We start from the raw sequence: 20,247 nt of genomic DNA on the forward strand, positions 1-20,247 counted from the left end.
CTTGGCAACAGATTATTCTGTGCCAATAGGCTCAATTTGCACAATTTAGTATAAAAATCGAACAAACTTACGATTTTGGTCACATTTAACGCATAATAATGTTATGAATTTTCGTCGGAATGTAGTGAAAGTTTTCAATTTTTAACAAATGACATTTTAGAAACTGAAACTTTCTACTGTTTTTGCCCTGTGTAAGTATAAGTTTACTGATCTTCCGATCTCCATCTCAAGCAAAAGTTAACATTTTGGTTACACTTAATATAGCTGGCATATCGAGATTCATCACTAGAAATGGTAGCGTTAGTAGCGAAATAAAGTAGCTCTGATAGTTTTTCCAGAATAGTATTTTGCTAACCAACGAGACTTGAACAACAATTATCATATGACTCTCGTGATCAGTTTTTACATTTAAACGTGTCCAGATTGCCTCACCGGTGAGGCAGTAAACAAGGAGCAAGAGATGAATGTACAGGCTTTACCCATGCATCGTTTCATCGACCATTCCGGCAATTGCGTTGATGAATTACCCGCGTGGGCTGATCTACCTACCCTGATAAGCTTTTATAAAGACATGGTCTTAACTCGTGTCTATGACAACAAAGCTGTCGCCCTACAACGAACTGGTAAACTAGGTACATACCCTTCCCACCTTGGTGCTGAAGCAATTGGCATTGCTATAGGTAAAGGGCTAAAAAAAGAAGACGTCTTCGTCCCATACTATCGTGATCTGCCTGCTATGTGGGTTCGCGGTATCCCAATGGAGAAAAACTTACAATATTGGGGAGGCGATGAACGAGGTAGTGATTACGATTCTATCGACACAGAGCCTTCTTCTGACTCCAAAGAGCATAGCCGAGATTTGCCCTTCTGCGTTCCTATCGCCACTCAATGTACTCACGCAGTGGGCGTGGCTGCAGCATTAAAGATAGAAGGCGATCACAATGCGGCATTAGTCACCTGCGGAGACGGTGCAACGTCCAAAGGGGACTTTTTAGAATCGATAAACTGTGCCGGAACTTGGAATGTGCCGTTAGTGTTTGTTGTGAACAATAACCAGTGGGCCATTTCCGTTCCTAGACGACTTCAATGTGCGGCCGACTTCTTGTCAGAAAAAGCAAAAGGCGCAGGAATGCCGGGTATCACCGTCGATGGCAATGACGTGGTTGCCATGTATGACGCAATCACCAAAGCATTAGACCGTGCTCGAAAAGGCAAAGGCCCAACCTTGATAGAAGCGGTGAGCTATCGACTCAGCGACCACACAACTGCGGACGACGCCACGCGATATAGAAGCGAGGATGAGCTGCAAACCGCTTGGCAGTATGAGCCCATTGTACGTCTGAAAAAATTCTTGATGAGCCAAAACGCTTGGTCAGAAGAGCAAGAAACAGAGTGGCTCGCACAGTGTAAGGTGCAAATTGAAAAAGTGGTCGAGAACTATCTCAATACCACAACCCAAGCACCAGAAACTGCCTTTGATCATCTCTACGAATCCCCCTACTCTGAAATGCAAAAACAACGTGATTACATCATCAACAAAGCAATGCGCATGCAAGGAGGCAATCATGGCTGAACTAACGTTAGTTGAAGCAGTTAACCTCGCTTTGCATCATGAAATGGAACGCGACTCAAAAGTGGTCGTGCTGGGTGAAGATGTAGGTGACAACGGCGGTGTTTTTCGTGCCACAGTCGGGCTAAAAGAGAAGCATGGCTTGAAACGTGTTATCGATACTCCACTTGCTGAAGCGCTCATCGGTGGTGTATCTGTGGGTATGGCGACTCAAGGGTTAAGACCAGTGGCTGAGTTTCAGTTCCAAGGTTTCGTCTTCCCTGCTTTAGAGCACCTTATCTGTCATGCGGCTAGAATGAGAAACCGTACTCGAGGCCGATTGGGTTGCCCTGCGGTATTTCGTGCACCTTTTGGTGGCGGGATTCACGCCCCAGAGCACCACTCTGAGAGCGTTGAGGCTCTATTTGCCCACATTCCTGGCTTTAAAGTGGTGATTCCATCATCCCCGCAACGCGCTTATGGTTTGTTACTCGCGTCTATTCGAAGCAATGATCCTGTGATGTTCTTCGAGCCAAAACGCATTTATCGTACCGTTAAATCCAACGTGGAAGATAACGGACAGGCGTTGCCACTCGATACCTGCTTTACCTTAAGAAAAGGTCGTGATGTGACCCTAGTAACTTGGGGAGCATGTGTCGTTGAATCTCTACAAGCTGCGAATGCACTTTCGAAACAGGGCATCGAAGCCGAAGTGATCGACTTAGCTAGTATCAAACCCATTGATATGAATACCATTTTGAAGTCACTTGAAAAAACTGGACGTCTACTTGTTGTCCATGAAGCCAGCAAAACTTGTGGTGTCGGAGCAGAAATAGTCTCACGCACCGTTGAATCTGCCATGTGCTTGCTCAAAGCACCACCAAAACGCGTTACAGGAATGGATACGGTTATGCCTTATTACCGAAACGAAGATTACTTTATGATTCAAAAAGACGACATAGTGCTCGCAGCAAGAGAGTTGATGGAGGGGTGGAAATGAAGTCGTTCATGTTACCGGATCTAGGAGAAGGTTTAGCAGAGTCAGAGATTGTTCAATGGCATGTGAAAGTGGGCGACACCGTCGAAGTCGACCAAATCATGCTCACCGTTGAAACCGCCAAAGCCATGGTAGAAGTACCAGCACCATACAGCGGCAAGGTTGTTAGCCGCCACGGTGAAGAAGGTGAATTGATCAATGTCGGTAGCTTACTGCTTGAAATAGAAGAGCTTGAGTCTGCAACTACATCTAGTGCATCAACGAAAAAAGACGCCGCCACAGTGGTGGGCAATGTTTCACATCAATCTCACCAAGTTGACGTGGATGACTTCTGGATTGGCAGCAACGTTCACAATTCACCCGATCAAGTAATTACAGCCCTTCCTTCTGCGAGACTTCTTGCCCAAGAATTAGGTATCGATTTAGGTGGCATTAAAGGCAGCGGCCCAGAAGGCCTGATTGTTGATACCGATGTTTACGACCAATATGAAAAACAGATCCCAGGAACCGAAGTATTAAAAGGTGCCAGACGTACCATGGTTAATACCATGACGGAGTCCCACCATAACGTTGCTTCAGTTACGATTACTGAAGAAGCACTATTGCTTGATTGGAAGCCTAAAGAAGACATTTCGATTCGCTTAATTCAAGCCATTGTTCACGCCTGCCAAAAAGAGCCTGCGTTAAACGCATGGTTTGACGCAGATACTATGACTCGCTGCGTCCACAGCGCAGTAAACGTAGGTATTGCCGTCGACAGTGCACATGGCTTGTATGTACCTGTTTTGCGTCATGCTAATGAGTTTTCTCCCGACGCCACACGTGGATGGCTAGATGCCACAGTCAAAGGTATTCGCAACAGAAAAATTGGCAGAGAGCAACTTCAGCATGCCACTATCACCCTATCCAATTTCGGTGCTATTGCGGGTATCTACGCGACTCCTGTAGTTTCTCCACCACAAGTTGCCATCGTTGGTGCGGGGCGCATTTTGCAGAAAGTCATCATGAAAGATGGCGAAGCTACTGAAGCCAAAGCATTGCCGATTTCGGTCACTTTTGACCATCGTGCCTGTACAGGCGGAGAAGCCGCACGCTTTACTAAAGTCTTGGTGGAGCATTTGCAACAGCCTAGCGTGGATTAAAACACAGGCCTTATAACATTTGCTATAAAGCCTCCGGAAAGGGAGGCTTTTTCAATTGTCGCCAATGTTAATAACACGGAATTATTTAAGGCATCAAAAAAGCGAGCCTAGGAAACCCAGGCTCGCTGATTAGTTCTTTATAGTGAATTAATAACGATGACTCAAAATAGGCTTAACTTTGATCAAAGTTTTATCTGATTGAGACAGCTTATCATCAAGTCCGGTTTTTTCTCCACTTCCCATTGAGTTCATCGCTTGCACCAACTGAAGATTATTGACACGGCTAGTGTTGGCAACATCTCCTTCTTGGTCTCGAGCAGCGAGTTTCGCGTGGTTAGACTCCTTTTGGGATTCTTGACCAAGCATTTCGGCCAAAGAAACTTCTCGTTTAATCTGACTAATATCAATACTCGAATTCAAGGAACTTGCAGGAAAATCACGAAGTCCATTGGGACCGTATTGATACTTTTTCTTGGATACCAAATCGTTCCAATTGGTATGATCTAATGAGCCATCTTTCTCAAAGTAATCCAAGTAATCTCGATATAGACTTGGCAGTTTATCAGCATGTGCTTTCTTAAATTCGTTAACCTTTTCTAGGTATTCACCATAAGCCTTATTCATCGTACTCTTCATAAATTTCGCGAGTTTTGTCTTATAGTTTCCAGACCCCCACCATTTAGATATATCAAATACGCTCAAAGCCTTCCGAATTTTCGTCCATCCATTATTTTTATAGTCTTCTAGTGCTTTTTTATATTCGTCTAGCTTTTCAGCTCTCAGCTTCTCCAATCCAAGGAAACTTTTCATTGCGTCGATACCAGCTATCTTTCGTTGGATATTTTCAGTATCAAGGCCGATATGTCCCCTAAGCTCTTTTTCCTCTACAAAACTTTCTTTCGCCGACTCAAGTTCTGTAATATCTGCTTGGATTTTACTTTGCAAACTTTCTTTGTCTTCGTCGAACTGCTGTTCATTCCAAGCTGAATATCTTTGCTCTTCAAAATATTCACGATAAATTCTTCGGTCTTGTACCCATTCATCTCCCTTTTTCTTAAACTTTTTATAGTCTTCACTATTTTCTTTTTTAGCCCATTCCGTTACATGCTCAATTTTGGTGGCATTATCTGATTTAAACATGTCGAAAATTTGATTCCATCTTTTTTCTAAAATTTCACTATGAGAAGGAGCTTTATTATTCTTGAAGTCCTCCAATTCTTTAATAAATTTAATTATTTCATTTGCTCCTCCATCTACTTCCGAGTAGTTGTGTAATGCTTTCAAAATGTTATCAATTTTAGAATGTAGAACAGTAGCATTCGACTTAAAGATATTTAGTTCTTCCATAAACTTAGATTCATTATTAAATCTTCTAATGTAATCATTTATTTCATTGGATTTATTACTTAACCTTTCGCACTCTTTATTTAATTTTGTTATTTCAGAATTAATCGATTTTTCCTGATTTTCTAAGTCGTTACGTTTTTTATATTTACCAGATATATCAGTTAATTTTTTGTTAGCATTGTTGCGTGCCACCACTGTTTCAGATAGATACCAACCAGTTAACCTCACAATATTTGCGTCCCAATAAAACTTCTGCCTCATCAAAGCATCGTTCACTCCATACCATTCTCCATTATCGCCCCATGTGCAACACGCACGGATCATCGGCTTTATACTGTCTATAGTACTATCAGGAATTAACTCTCCTAATCTCTTCTTTAAATACTTAAATAACCCTTCATAAATCTCATTAACGTTTGATTTGGCCTCTTCCAATGTTGTCTTATTTACACCAATACTCTCAATCTCTTTATGAAGTATTTCTATCTGCTGATTTTTTTCCTTCAATTTAGTTTGAGTCGTATCCAAGTGAGTTGTTGTCTCAGCCAAGTCAGCTTGAGCTTCTTTCAGTTTTTCCTTTTTGTGTTTTTGAGCGTTCTTATGAGCTAGTTCATCTTTGGCTCGGCGTTCTTTCTGAATCTCAGCTTGTCTTTCAGCTTCTTTTTCTCGAAGCTCTTTTTGCTCATTTGCTTCTTTTTCTCGAAGCTCTTTTTGAATTTGTTTGTCCTTGGCGAATTGTCGATCTTCTTCAATTTCACGCAAACGCCTTTTCTCCTTGCGTATTTCTCTTTCCTTATCGATGATCTTTCGGTTCCATTGATCTAGCTCTTCTTTCAACTCTTTGGGGGTGAGATTACTAAGCCTCTCCATCTCCTTTAGATTCTGCTTCTCTTTCGTCCAGGTGTCGAATTCCGATTGATTGGTTTTCTTTAGAAGCGAAGCAACATTAGTTTCAGTAGTAGTACTACCGTCATCAAATTTCAGCTTAACATTCTCTAAGGCACTGTTAGAGAACCAACCTTTAATGGTTAATTGACGAGCTCCAGGTATTAACTTACCTGTTTTCGAGTCTTTGATACTGATTACCAAGCTATTACGCACTCGCTGCGTGACGACTTGCTCTGGTTTCACACCCAGTAGCTCAAACTTACCGTCCTTGTTCTTGTCTTCTACTATCACGTTTTTGCCGAAAAAGTTACGCTGTGATAATCCTTCATGGCCCGCTTGCTTTGCACTATCTAAAGTGAAGTGGACCTTAAAGGTATCTTTCCCTATGCCACCCACTAAAGTGTCATTGCCCGCGACCGACTCAAAGGTGTTGTCACCAGCAGAGCTTTGCAAGAGATTGTCACCTTTGCCACTGACTAGGGTGTCATTATTTAGGCTACCAACCACGCGTTGAATGTTCACCAGTTGAGACTCTTTTCCGTCTGCTCCCTTGACTTTGCCCGTTAGGAGATTAACTGTCACCCCTTTGGCTTGCTTACCTTTAAATTTCACAGTGTTGGTGCCGCCGCCGCCATCTATCAAATTTTTCCCATAACCACTAGTAAAGGTATCATCGCCTTTTCCTCCATAAAACTTGTCATTCTCATCGCCACCTTCAATGTGATTTCCCAGGTCATTCCCTTTAATCACATTGGTGTTACTCAATGAGCCTTTAAACCCCTTTAGCGTTTCGTAGCCAGGCTTACTTAAGTCAACATGTAGAGCTTTTTTACTATCTTGGTGGTTTATTGAAACAACAGATAACTTGGCTTTCCCTTGGTTATTTAGTTCAATTTTAGATAGCACACCACCTTTCGTTGTAACGTAAAGGTGCTGATAATTCTCGCCCTTAAACCAGTTTTTCAGCTTCACCGAAAAGAATTTTTTGTTACTACCTTTTCGGGATTGATGCATATCTTCATCGTTAGTGATGATGACATCATTGTCCTCTTTCAGGACTTTTAAAGTGTTAAAGTCAGCATGGAGTTGAAGAATATCTTTCTTCTTATCTTCACTAACATTATCAATCTCAACAAAATTGTAGCCCTCTTTTACCACATAGGTATTATGGCCTTTGGTACCCATTAATTCATCCGATTGCGTAAGGTCAGCACACCCCCTACCATCGAGCGTATTGTTCTCTTCGTTGCCTACCAACACACTTTTCTTGTTTGTGCCGAGCAAGGTTTTGGCTTTCCATCTCCAATCTTCAATATTATCCCCTTCGACAGAAAGCACCCGTTTGTCACCCTCTTTATCAACGGTAAATAGCCCATCAGTGGTTTTTATCGCCAAACGCGTTCTTTCTGGGTCGTAGTTCTTAAGTTCAGAAATGGAGTTACCCTTACTGTAAACCGTTAGAACCCTATTGTTTTGGTCAAACGTTGTCTCGAGTGTGTCTAACTTGCCCCCTCTAATAAATAAGGTACTCAGTTCATCATTGTCATGCAGTTCAATCACTTGCCCTCTTGAACTCGCATCAAATACATAGTCGTTTTTCCCTCCATTTGATTTAAAGGTCACGTGATTACCCATCGCTCTGAATTTATTGTTCCCACTGGTACCAACAATGGTTTGACCTTCAAGGGCCATCACCAAAGTAACATGACGATTCATCGGGTCATTTAGGTCAACTTCATTGGGTACATTCCCATCGACTTGCGAAAAATCCAATATTGAATTTATCTTAGTGACGCTGCCTGTTTGTGTATCCTCTTGCACAATACCTTGAACTCCATCTTTTGTTATGATGGCTATGGGTTGTCTTTTATCCGTTAGATTCGCAAAATACCCTTTTACAACCACAACGCTAGGCTGGGCTTTTTTGTTGTAGTGAATTACGATTTCCAAGTCATTACCGTCCGAGCTACGACTGAGCTTGACATCGCTATCCTTTGCGTTGAAATGTAAGGTATCTTGTCCTGCACCCTTAGAGCTTTCGATAGTTAGATGTTTACTCTTTTCTCCATCCCAATTGATGTTAAATCGGTTGCTGCCTTGAACTCCATTGATGGTATTTTGGTCACCCGTCACCATGAAGATATTGTTCCGGTCGTTACCGACAATGTCATTCTTATTCCCTCCAATGACGAACTGATTGACACTCGTATCTTGGTTCGTTTTCTTTAACTCATCCTGGCTCACCAATTTAGCCAACAAGTTTAGCTGCGGTTGGTTGCTAGTCTCTTGAGACACGGATGAATAGCCGTCTGTCGTTTTAAATCTCAAGCGGCGATAGTCCTTCCCTTGATACCAGCCCAATAATCGAACCGTACTGGTGTTCTTTCCTGAGGGATAACGCACCAATAAATCTTGACCGTCACGCTGGAAGCGAATTTTCTCTCGTGTGGTATTTAGCTCTAAGGTTGACGTTTGACCGTTACTGCTGTGGTTATCAATCGTCACTTCTTTCACGGCTCGGTATTTATCAGACTGGCCATCATGTTTCGGGTTAATCACGTAGCGGTTAGCACCGCCTACGCCAGTAATATGACTGTTTTGCGGCCCTACAATAAAAGTGTCGTTACCAATGCCTCCTACCAGACGGTAAGCGTATTTTGCTAACTTCATATCCACAGGGTTGCCATCTTTATCTTTGGGGTCATCTAATGGCGCCACAAACGTATTCCCTTGTGAGTTGCCAAAGAAGGTGCCAAATAGTGTGTCCCCTCTTTTTTCCTGCTTAGTCACGTCATATCCTTGGAAAGGGATAGAATCAACGTGAGAATTATCATGAAACATACTTCCCGTAGTGTTGTCATAGTGTTTAAGGTATGAGCTCTTAACAAAATTCACAGAGAGCTTGTTAGCCTGACCAAAGTTGAGGAAAATCGTTTTCTTTCCCTTTCCACTCTTAGACAATTCAAATGTACCTACTTTACCCCGTTTCTCAGATTTCATCTGAGGCACCGTGACTGTTGATTTTTCGCCCGGCTCTCCCATTCTAAAGACTAATCCTCCATCAATCGTACCTTCTTTAACGTCTCTAAAATCAATCTTCGAATTAGACTCCTTGACATAGTTATCTTTATTATCAATCTCTTTTAGAAACTTCCTTGACCATTCAACATGCTTAGCAAGTTCCTTATCAGAAAGGTTGGGGTCAATAAAGTGCTCAAGTGCGTTGAAACCATCGGAGACTGAACCCTTAATCCCTTGCCACGCCCCTTTCATAAACGCGTCAACTTTGTCATCCCAGCCAGCACCTTCAGGCAAATTATCAAGATCATTTTTGATATCACGGTACATATCATCAATACCCATGCGCAGCATCGTCAAGGCCATTACTGCTGGTGCTATCACTGCTTCACCAGGTGGAAACAACGCCCCCGCTAACCCTCCTAAGCCAATCAACCCATCTATGCCTGCGTCGATATCACCCAAGGTGCCGCCTCTTTTTAAGTCCTGCTCTACGTTGTAAAACGCAAAAGCGGAACCCACAAATGGAATGGCCTCACCGATAAATCCTCCCGCTTCTTCACCGAATACGCGTGCCTCTTGCAGCACTTTTCCTGTATCTTGCGCCAGAGCGTTCGCATCACCAGTTAATGCTTTGCCCAGCGCTTTCGCACTGGCGCGATAGATTTGTTGGTTAATACCACTCAACTCTCCCACCCCATGAAGCGTTTGAAGCATATTTATCGTTCCATTGGCCACATCTCCATTTTTTAGTGCATTGACGCTACCGACAAAACCCATGACCGAGCCATAAATCCCCATCGCTTGGTTTACTTTCCCTACGACCTCACTGCCATGAGACCCACTGGCAAGCCGACTCTTATAGTCCTCCAATAACGCTCGGCTTTTGAGCTTTTCAGGCTCCACGCTCACTTCATGCTCAGTGACGTTACCCGTCGAGTCCTCCATAGAAAATTTGACCATGCCAGACTTGAAGTCAAATTCTGGCGCCACCTCCGCCAGTTTGAGTGCTGGGTTGTCCTTTTGAATCTCGGTAATTTTGTCCGACAACGCCTTAGTGAGTAGCCCATGGTCATAGGCTAAAGCCATGCTCGCTTCCATCGCACTAAACGCAGATTGTCTTACCGCGTCCTCGGACACAAGACGGTTCATTTGCTCGAGCAGCGGCTTGTTACGAAGCGCTTCGTGCAGTAACGACTCAGCACTGTGGTTGTTAATCAAACGCTCGGCCCTTAATTCGCTGCCAAAATAGGCTTTAAGCAGCGCCTTTTTCTCAGGCAATAGACTTTCTATGGGCTCACCTTCTTGCTTGATTTCCTTCACCAAATCGAATAAAGCATGGTCTTGTTTGGAGATGTGCTCACCGGAAAACTCGGTAATCTTGTCTACGTGCGGAATAAGCTTTCTGTCATTGACAAGTTCTTGCTTGTAGTCAAGCTCATGGCCTTCCTCTTCGGCTTGCTCCTTGGTTAGCCATTTGTCACCAATAAAGTACTCGTGCTTCCCGTCAACGACCCGGGTTCTATACTGGGTCGCCACCGAAGAAACATCTTTAATGTTATTCTTGTTAGCAAATTCCAACAGAGTATTGGTTAATTCGCCTGGGATAGTATTCTCTAACACCTGCCCTGGTTTAATAAGCTGACAGCCGACCAACTTAAGTCGAATACCCGTGGCGCTACCCGGTACACGTTTCAAAAGCGCCTTAAGGGTCTCATTCACCTCGGCCGCGCCTCGCCCGCCAAATTGGGAGAGGCCGTCCACATCCCTACCATGACCAACTAAGGTAATACGGACCCTGCCCTCAGCGTCCATTGGGAGAAGCTTGTCAATCGAGGCTCTTTTGCCGTCCTTCCATTCGAAAACCCGCTCTTCCCCAGCTCTGTTTAGCTGTAACCACTGCGTCTTGCCCAGGTTTTTCTCCACTAATTCCTTCGCTGCCTGAAAAGAAACCTCATCCCCCTGAAGTTGCACAACAACCTGTTTTTCTATCCCTGATGCGTTGCCCTTCTTAGTCGATGGTGTCAGAGTTTCCGGTGGAACATTCCAAACCTCGTTTATGGTGTCGCCACCTAACGCGCCTCCAGCTTCACTTTTTCCGGTTCCAACCAGCGAATCCACCATATCCTTTAGTGTGGACTTCGTACGAATGATTTTATCAATCTGGCCCTTGACTAAGTCGTCACTGACATCCGGGTTAAACATGGGGCCGGTGCGTTTTGCTACGCTCGCCTCGCCTGATTCGTTGTGTTCAAATTCAATACTTCCAAGTGTTTCTTCGAGCTTCAAGCTGCCGTTGGCGCTCCCACGAAGCCAAGGTATCAGGCCGGTTCCGGCTGCTCTCTCATATAGGCCCCCCTCAACCGTTGCACTCATGCTTTTAATTTTTGCAACTCGCCCATCATTGAGCATAGTTTTAAGTGCACTATTAATATCCCTATCGGTCAGGTTATTCAGGTCTTTCCCCAATGTTGCAAAATGCGCTTTAAGGTCTTTCGCCGTCACCTCAAATTCCGCGTTAAAACGCAGTGCTCTATTGCCCGTTGCTTTTAGGGGGGCTAGTTTTTCGAAAGCCGCCTTTACGTCGTTAGGGACTTCTGAAAGAGATTGAGCGTAATTACCAAACACAGAGTCGTAGCCACCGCTTCGCTTAAAGGTGATCCCCTTCACTTCCCCCTGTTCGTCCAGCTGTAATGAATAGTTCGTATCACCTATTTTTCCATCAAACAGCGCGATTTTCTTAACCATCCCGCCTTCGCTTTCAGCCCAACTCCTAAGCCAATTCTGCATTTTTTCAACTTGGGGTTGTAAAAGTTTATTCACGTCTAGCCCTGGGGTCGCACCTGAGCCCGATTCTTTGCTCCCTTGCATCGTCGCGCTCTTACTCCAGGCTTTCCCCTCATTACGGCTGTCAGTCAAGCCTTTTTCAATCACGCGTTCGATGCTTCCAGAAGCGCCCCCTTTGATGAACCAATTCAGCAGTCCCTTACCCCCTAGAGAAGTTTTATTCACTAGCTTACTTTCATTGGTCACCTTCACATTGTTGGCAAGCTTTGACATCTCACCCAACCCAAACTGCTCAGTAGCGGTGAGTCTTCGAGCAAAATCTCCGGTGTCGGCTTGCGCGATCTCAAATGTCACGGTGGTGTTGTCCGTCTTGGTCACGGGCTCAACAGTCAAACCCAATTTAGCAAATTCCGTTCCCACCCCAGCAAATAGGCTTGCCCCATTTGCCGCTTCTTGTGTGAAGCTAACACGTATACCGGATTCAGTTTTTTCAATCACACATTGATAGCGTTCGGCTCTTGTTATCTTTAGGTTGCCTCCGGCATCCTTTAACGGAAGAAGCATTGGGGTGATTTCATTCTTGCGAGAAAAAGTCAGCTTTGCCCCCTCCTCCATTCCTAACAACTTGTTGATGAGCTTTTCGCTAACGTCTGCCTCTTTACCCGACATGGAATCAGTGGCCATTTTAAACGCGCCATGCTTTGTGCTAAACGCGTTATTAATGACCTTAATGGCGTGCTCAGCTTTGCGATAATCGGCGACATTGTTCACACCATCCTCGATAGCTTTACTGATTGGGTTACTTTGGTTTTTTTTAATCAGCTCATCTTCTTGTTTAACAGTCTCCTCAGTTGTGCCTTTGAATGTTTTTTTCAACTGATTCAAAGTAGCGTTATTCAGCTTTAACTTGTCGATAATCAGACCCACGCGAGAGTCATCACCAATAAACAGGCCGTCGTCTTTTAACATTTTGAGCCGTTGAGTGAGTGACTCACCCAACCCATGATGACCCGACTCAATCAGTTCATCCAGACGATTCTTACCGAGGTGTTTTTTGGTACTTTGTTTGGGTCGATGTTCCAGTTCCCTGACCAGTTTGGCACTTTCATTCAACAGTTCAACCACAGCGGGTTTGGCACTGTCATAAAACGCTGTTGTGTCTTTCTCCGTCAACAGTTTCCAACTAGGGTTAATATAATCGTCTGAAAGTGCCTTTATTGCCTCATTCAACTCTTTTGTTAGCGGGGTACCACTAAATTGGTCTCGAATCCCCGCCGCTTTCATGGCTTCCTTGACCGCGCCATGAAGACCTTTGGCGGCCATAAAGGCGCTTTCTTTCAAAGCCTTGGGTTGATAGTTTTTAGTCGCATCGCCTACCCAACGAGCTACGCCCCCAGAAGCTGGCCTTGTGTCAATCCAATCTTGACGTGGCTCACCAAGCCTATGCCGGTGTAGGCTCTTAGCTTCGATAAGTACGTCCTTAGAAGATGCATTTTTCCCGACTAACCTGCCTTTTAAATCGACGCGTAATTCAGTCATGGGTTCGTTCACACTGAATGGTCTAGTATCCGGTTGGTATTTTTGACTATCCGGTCGGTTTTTGTTCGGTAAAATCGACAGTTTTTTTCCATCTGACAGCCATAGACGACCATCCCCCTGAAATGAAAGTGACTTTAAATCGGTGGTGTCTATACGTCGACGCTGTAACTCCGATATCTGACCTTCGACTTTTCGTATCAGTAATTTGCTAGCACCACTTTCCGCCTTCACAATAAATGCAATATCACCGCGTTCGTTGACGGTGAAATCTAATACGCGCTCTTGTCCTTGATTCCCGTCAGTCAAATCTGCCACCAGGGTACCGGTATCACCCCGTGGACTCAGTTTATAGACTTTGTTGTCTCGCAATATATAAGCGTCACCATCCACCCCAAGCTTTAATAACGTTACTCCCTCAACGCCTGTTGCTTGCGGGAACGTGTTGGTTTTACCGGCCCGTCTTGTGTAGATCTCTCCGTCTTTCACTCCCAGTAAAACGCCGTTTATGTTTTCAATAAACGGTATCTTTGGCGCTTGAATTTCCCCGCCCAGTGCACCGTCATTACCTTCAACAACGACCTTACCTGACCGTTTTGCGTTAACCGTGTCAAATACCAAATTCAGGTTTTTATCACCACTAATAAAAGGTTTCTCCGCCTTATTGGTCACGTTTTTCTGCGCAGTTTCAACCACACCACGCCACTTCTTCTTCGCGGCTTCATTTCCGTTGATGAGCCCATTAACAAGCTCCGTTGTACTACCTTCATGCTCCGCCAGTTCGGCAATATATTTTATTCTTGCCTGTATCGTTTCTTTAAGCTCAGCTTGATAATTTTCAGGGAAAGTCTGTGCGTTATATATTTCCGCATTGGGTACTTTATCTCTAAAGATCGGAAATACGTCCGTCCCCTCGCTTGTTGTGTCTAACTTCTGAGTCACCAGATTCCAACCACCCTTGTCCTTTTCATAAGCCATAAAGGTGCTAGCCTGGGTTGATGTCGTCCCTGTATAATTTGAGTAATCGGTTGCCATAACGACATTGTCATAAAAAAGAGAAGCATTGTTTCGTGAATCGTGAAAAACGCGATATGTCTCCTTGTTTAGTTGGGTCACAATCACCGAGCACCCTCCCAGACCACCGGTAAACAGGAGCTGTGGCTCATTGCTTTTTGGCGTGATCGGAATATCTATATAGGCGGGCGAACTTCCTTGCTGACCAATTGATTTATACCCCAGAAAGTAAGCCGGCGTCCCCGCTCTACGATCGCGAGAAGGCGCTATTTCAAACCCATTCTGACCAATTCTCTTCAATGTAAAGGAGCCGATGTTTGGTAATGGCGCTGTGCCTTTTGTCATGCCTTCCGAGCTAATGACCTTTTGCTTGCTTATTTCCAGCGGCGCGGCTGAGAAATGGGTGAGATCTTGTAGCCATTGCGGTACTTGGTTAGTCATAGTAATTCCTTGTGTTTTTTTGCTGAGCTCTGCGCTTTTGGACGCAGTACGGTTGATGGTCTGAGTGTCTTTTTTATCGACATGATTTAATCTCTTGTAGAAAAATCAGTCATAAGGAGTCATCCCTGCTTTGTGGTGAAGCAACGCATGACCGGTTTGTGTACTACTAAAGTTTTGGGTAGTTTTAGGTAATCGCTGTGTTAGCGCTCTCGTATCGCTTCAGAGAACACCTCCTTGATGGGGGACAACAGGTAGTCGATGACCCGTCGTTGGTCCGTTTTGATGTCGGCGGTGACCGCCATACCCGATTGTAATGGCAGTTGGATACCAGTATGCGTGGTGTTTTGCGCCGCTAAGCGGATGCGCGCCGAATACACCGGCCCCATTTTTTCATCGTCAATCGCATCGTGGGATATGTACTCCACCCAACCTTGAAGGGTGCCATATTTGCTGTAAGGGTAACTTTCCACTTTCAATGTCACTGGCTGGCCGGTGCGCACAAATCCGATGTCACGGTTGAGTACCATGGCGTTCACCAATAAGGTCGCTTTATCTGGGGCGATAATCGCCAGTTGTTGGGCAGGTTGCACCACCCCACCAATGGTTTGGGTCGCCAGTTGCTGCACATAGCCGCTCACGGGAGCGCGCAAAAAGCGCTGCGCTTCTCTTTGTTTAAAGCGGCGCAAACTCAGCTCCGCTTCTCGCACTTTGTCTTCGGCCTCAATCAGCTCGGCTAGGAGCTGGCTTTGTACATCGGCTTGCAGCTGGGCAAGCTCAGCCTGCAAGCGATGACGGCTTGCCCGAAATTGCTCGACTTTTTGCTTTTCCGCCTCCAGATTTTTTTGCATGGTGATGCGCTCCCCTTCGAGCTCTAACCAATTTAATCTGGCCGCCATTTTTTGCGTCGCTAGCCGCAGCATAGCACTGGCTTTTTCTGTCGCCACTGGCAACAACGCGGTGAGCTTGTCGGCTTCTATCAAACTGGCCTGTAGCGCCGAGCCGACTTCCGCGATTTGAGCCTGCAAGCCCTGCTTTTTACTGAAGTACGCCATCAATTGATGTTGTAATCGCGCACTTTGATGGTTTTCTAGCGCGTTGGCGTGATTCAAATACGTCGACGACTCTTGTTGCCATCGCGCAGGCGTGTCTGACACAGACGCCAGCTCACCCTCCTCTTGAGACTCAGCGGCCCCCTTATCCAAACGGCGCAGCATCTGCTCGACGCGACGAACATTGAGCTCAGCCATCTCTTTTTGTCTGCCCAATTGCGACAAATCAACCTGGTTTTCAATGCTGTTCAGCGCTATCAATAGCTCGCCTTGCTCCACGTATTGACCGTTGCTGACATAAATGTCGCGCACAATCCCCGCTTCCAAAGGCTGAACCAACTTCACGCCCCCTTTAGGCACCACTTTGCCTTGGCTGACGGCATTCACGTCAACATGCCCAAAATAGGCCCAAATCAAGGCCAAGGAGAAAAACAGCGCCAGCAGCATCGCCACCCCTCGGCCAATGGGCGAGGCGGGCGTTTCCAATATCTCCAGCGCGGCGGGAAGAAATTCACGTTCATTGCTTTTTTGCTTTGAGGTGCCTGCGGCTTTTATCCGCGACATGATGCGGGTTAACCAATCTGGAAACGTCATGCGTTGCCCTCCTCAGCTTGCTCACCCGACTGAATGGCGCACAAGCGCGCGTAACGTCCTCCTTTGAGGAGCAGCTCATCGTGGCTGCCATCTTCGACCACTTCGCCACTTTCAATGGTGAGGATGCGGTCCGCATGGCGCACCGTAGACAGTCGGTGGGCGATAATCAACACCGTGCGGTTTTGACAAATCGCCTGCATATTCTGTTGGATAATACTTTCCGACTCGTAATCCAGCGCACTGGTGGCTTCATCAAGAATGAGAATACGCGGGTTGGAGACTAAGGCTCTGGCGATGGCCACCCGTTGTCTTTGGCCGCCAGATAGGTTAGCTCCGCGCTCTTCCAGTTGCGTATCGTAGCCTTCAGGCAGGCCTAAAATAAAGTCATGTGCGCCGGCCAACTTGGCCGCTTCCACCACCCGCTCCATCGACATACCTGGGTCTGACAAGGCAATGTTGTCTCGCACCGAGCGATTAAACAGAAGGTTTTCTTGTAATACGACGCCGACTTGAGTGCGCAACCAACTGGTATCGACCATGGCTAAATCAAACCCATCGACCATCACACGACCTGATTCGGGCACAAACATGCGTTGGACTAACTTAGTAAGCGTACTTTTGCCCGAGCCTGACGGCCCAACGATACCCACGGTTTGTCCGGCCGGAATGTCCAAACTGATGCGGCGTAATATCTCAGGTTTGTCGGGTTGGTAGCGAAACGTCACTTGGTCAAACGACAAGTGACCGTCAATATTGTCCAGGCTGGCGCGATTCGGGTCGTAACCCGGTTCAGTAGGGCTGTTGAGTACATCCCCCAACCGCTCCACCGAAATACGAGCTTGTTGAAAATCATTCCACATTTGTGACAATCTCAGCACCGGGGCGGTCACGTGACCGGCGAACATATTAAACGCCACCAACTGACCCACCGTGAGCTCGCCCTTTATCACCGCTTTGGCGCCCATAAACAGGATACCCGCGGTGACCAATTTAGAAATCAACTGCACCGCTTGGCCCGCAATGTTGCCCAGATTGGCAGCACGAAAGCTAGAGCGCACGTAAGCTGCCAGCATTTCTTCCCAACGGCGCTGCGCTTGGGGTTGCACCGACATAGCTTTCAGGGTTTCGACCCCGGTCACCGACTCAACCAAAAAAGACTGATTTTCCGCGCTGCGGCGAAATTGCTCATCCAGACGGTTGCGAAGTATTGGCGTCACTAACACCGCTATCAGCACGTAACACGGGATGGAGGCCAGCACCACTAAGGTTAACATTGGGCTATAAAACCACATGACGCCGAGAAAGACGAAGATAAACAGAAAGTCCATCACGAGTGTGAGCGCTGAGCTGGTAATGAATTCTCGAATGTTTTCCAGCTCTCGAATGCGGGCGACCGTTTCACCTACCCGGCGAGATTGAAAATACGACATTGGCAAGCTTAGCATGTGCTTAAACAGCTTCGCGCCAAGCTCCACATCAATGCGGTTCGCCGTATGGGAAAACACATAAGTCCGCAGGCCGCCCATGACCACTTCAAATATCGCCACGGTCACCAAACCAATCATCAAGACATTGAGCGTACTCATGCTTTGATGAACCAAGACTTTGTCCATCACCACTTGGAAAAACAACGGAGATATCAAGGCAAACAGTTGCAGAAACAGCGACATGACCAAGACTTCGGTCAAAATACGTTTGTATTTGAGCACCGCTGGGATAAACCAACTGAGGTCAAACTTCCCGCCTTTCCCAAGTATGGGCGCGCGCTTGGTCATTAAGATGAGCGAGCCTGTCCATAAGGCCTCAAACTCTGAAGGCGACAATTGACTGAGCTCACCTGTTTCGCCACTTTGCAGCAGTATTTCCTCTTCGGTCACTTTACCAAGGACGGCGAATTCACCCGAGGTCAGCTCAGCAATGGCAGGCAGTGGGGTTTTCGCTAAACGCTGGACTTTGGTGTGAACTTGGCGCGATTTCAAGCCTAAGCTGCGACTCATTCGCACCAGTGCTTCGCCATCCAAAGCTTGTCCGGCTTGCTCTCGGGATAATTGCTCGATATTGACGGGCATTTGATGAAATTGAAGTAAGGTGGCCAAGCATTGAAAGCCCGAATCCGACCAATCTTTTTGCTCGGGTGGCGTGTCGGTTGGCGCACCATCCCCCGATGCACACGCCTGAGCAAATAGCACCGCTTTCCCGTCCCAAGCGGGGGACAATTGTGATGCCTCTATTGAAACGCAGTCGCCATGTTTAAAGTCATACACCTGCATCTCATTCTCTGAGTGGTGAACCGCCAACATGCACTGGCCCTCACTTATCTCAATAATCGCAGGCGTAGGGAGGTGACTAAACTCGTGGGTCTCTGAGCTGACTAACTGGGCCTCCAGCCCTAGCTGATGAAAACAAGATAATACATCGTCAATTTGGACAATGGAGGGGAACGCCTCCGTATCGATGGGGTGCTCTCTTTGAAGCTGTTGCACCACCGCCAGAACGCAATCTAGCGCCGACGCGAAAATGGCCGACTCTCTTGGTTCGGCAGCGCTCGTTTCTGATAGAAAATCAGACATAATGAATCTCTTACTTACTCAAAAAATGATCACCGCTTCTGACAACCCGTGACCACAAAAAATAAAACGCTATAACATAACAGTTAGTTGTTGGTGCTATTTTGATTGCTATTAGTGTTTAGGTCCTCCGTGGTACTAACACCTTAAAGAGCACACAGAGTTAAGTCAGGCATATAATCTAGTGCGAATTAAGTATTACAGTTGAATAGTTTTGAAAAATATTAGTAGAAGTGATGGTAAACATTCTGTCATGAGTTTGTATCAGTATGTCAGGCGCTCGTACATCACCGACAGGCGGCGTTTCGTTAGCTATCGCGTAATAAGAAAGTGAGGGATGTTAATTTAGTACTTAAAGCGACGGTCCCTGAAAGCTCCTCACTTTAAGCTTATTTATTATAGGACTTTCTATACTGCAGCATTATTTCACTTTCGGGATGGTAAGAATCGCTGATACGTTCTAGAACGCCTTGTTGTATCAATCGTTGATAGCTGTTTTTCAGCGCTCTGACTACCTCATCGGAAGTTGTGCGGCTTGCCACTAGCCAAAGGTCTTTTGACAAGTCATCAATTTTGAGTACAGGGATAAAATCATTAGGATCTAAATGATACTGTTCAAGACGGTAAAAATAGCTTGAAGTGACTAGCGGGGTATAATCGATACGGTTTTTTATCAGCATATGAAGCATTTTTCGACCATAAGTAGCCGTAATTAGGTTGAAACCTTTACCTTCAATATATTCTTCAAAGTTGCCGCCGGACTGACTGCCTAACCTGAATGGTTTTAAGTCTTTCAGGCTATTTGGGATGACTTTGGGCCCATCAATATACCTAAATAGTGTAACTTCATGTTTTGCTACTTTTCCTATCCAGTGGAATTGATTTTCTCGAGCAGGTGTTCTTGCCACAGAAACAAAAAGTATGTTGTCTGTATTTTTAGCGATCAACATAGCCCTCTTCCAGGGAACAAAGCGTATTGTGTTTATTTGTACTGGGTATTCTTTGGATGCGCCTTTTACTAGCTTTTGAACGAACTCTACAACATAGCCCGCAGGTTTATCATTAACCAGTATCTGAAGAGGGGGAAAGTCCTCTGTCACCATATCAAGCTTAATCGTAGCCGAATGACTTGGTGAGAGAAAAAATGCGGATGTAAGCAGGAATAGTCTGCAATACGTGACTTTTGTAGCTTGATATATGAATTTCCACATGCGGTTTATGCTCGTTCTATATCCATACTTACAATATAGCCAAACTTTAGATCAGCATTTAAAGAAGCAATTAAAGCGACTGTCCTTTTAAGATCAGAAAATCATTC

At 45.6% G+C, this 20,247-nt stretch carries 7 protein-coding genes; 3 read left to right on the forward strand and 4 right to left on the reverse strand.

What is annotated here, in order from left to right:
• Positions 1-460 precede the first annotated feature (460 nt).
• The 3 genes from pdhA to M9194_RS10990 are packed head-to-tail and all read left to right on the forward strand — an operon-like array spanning position 461 to position 3,688.
• A complete protein-coding gene (pdhA, locus tag M9194_RS10980) occupies positions 461-1,573 on the forward strand; it encodes a pyruvate dehydrogenase (acetyl-transferring) E1 component subunit alpha (protein ID WP_250612684.1) in 1,113 nt (370 codons plus the stop codon).
• Complete coding sequence (locus tag M9194_RS10985; RefSeq protein WP_250612685.1) at positions 1,566-2,549, forward strand: alpha-ketoacid dehydrogenase subunit beta; 984 nt, start codon at positions 1,566-1,568, stop codon at positions 2,547-2,549. Before pdhA ends, M9194_RS10985 begins: the two co-directional genes overlap by 8 nt.
• Positions 2,546-3,688 carry a dihydrolipoamide acetyltransferase family protein gene (locus tag M9194_RS10990; RefSeq protein ID WP_250612686.1) on the forward strand — a complete coding sequence of 381 codons (1,143 nt, stop codon included), beginning with the start codon at positions 2,546-2,548 and terminating at the stop codon, positions 3,686-3,688. Before M9194_RS10985 ends, M9194_RS10990 begins: the two co-directional genes overlap by 4 nt.
• A gap of 147 nt (positions 3,689-3,835) precedes the next feature.
• Here M9194_RS10990 and M9194_RS10995 read toward each other — a convergent pair whose 3' ends face one another.
• From M9194_RS10995 to M9194_RS11010, 4 genes are all read right to left on the reverse strand, one after another.
• Positions 3,836-14,719 carry a C80 family cysteine peptidase gene (locus tag M9194_RS10995; protein WP_250612687.1) on the reverse strand — a complete coding sequence of 3,628 codons (10,884 nt, stop codon included), beginning with the start codon at positions 14,717-14,719 and terminating at the stop codon, positions 3,836-3,838.
• A gap of 200 nt (positions 14,720-14,919) precedes the next feature.
• On the reverse strand, positions 14,920-16,362 hold the full coding sequence (locus M9194_RS11000) for an HlyD family type I secretion periplasmic adaptor subunit (protein ID WP_348772048.1): 1,443 nt from the start codon (positions 16,360-16,362) through the stop codon (positions 14,920-14,922).
• On the reverse strand, positions 16,359-18,848 hold the full coding sequence (locus tag M9194_RS11005; RefSeq protein ID WP_250612689.1) for a type I secretion system permease/ATPase: 2,490 nt from the start codon (positions 18,846-18,848) through the stop codon (positions 16,359-16,361). Before M9194_RS11005 ends, M9194_RS11000 begins: the two co-directional genes overlap by 4 nt.
• A 470-nt stretch (positions 18,849-19,318) precedes the next feature.
• Positions 19,319-20,140: a substrate-binding periplasmic protein gene (locus M9194_RS11010; RefSeq protein ID WP_250612690.1), complete on the reverse strand. Its 822-nt coding sequence runs from the start codon at positions 20,138-20,140 to the stop codon at positions 19,319-19,321.
• Between the last annotated feature and the right edge of the window lie 107 nt (positions 20,141-20,247).

Origin of the sequence: Vibrio sinus, from assembly GCF_023634645.1 — a bacterium.
Classification (GTDB): domain Bacteria; phylum Pseudomonadota; class Gammaproteobacteria; order Enterobacterales; family Vibrionaceae; genus Vibrio; species Vibrio sinus.

Coding starts and splice junctions, on each gene's coding strand:
- M9194_RS10990 (WP_250612686.1), top strand. CDS start 2,546: ATGAAGTCGTTCATGTTACCGGATCTAGGAGAAGGTTTAGCAGAGTCA.
- M9194_RS11010 (WP_250612690.1), bottom strand. CDS start 20,140: ATGTGGAAATTCATATATCAAGCTACAAAAGTCACGTATTGCAGACTA.
- pdhA (WP_250612684.1), top strand. CDS start 461: ATGAATGTACAGGCTTTACCCATGCATCGTTTCATCGACCATTCCGGC.
- M9194_RS10985 (WP_250612685.1), top strand. CDS start 1,566: ATGGCTGAACTAACGTTAGTTGAAGCAGTTAACCTCGCTTTGCATCAT.
- M9194_RS11000 (WP_348772048.1), bottom strand. CDS start 16,362: ATGACGTTTCCAGATTGGTTAACCCGCATCATGTCGCGGATAAAAGCC.
- M9194_RS10995 (WP_250612687.1), bottom strand. CDS start 14,719: ATGACTAACCAAGTACCGCAATGGCTACAAGATCTCACCCATTTCTCA.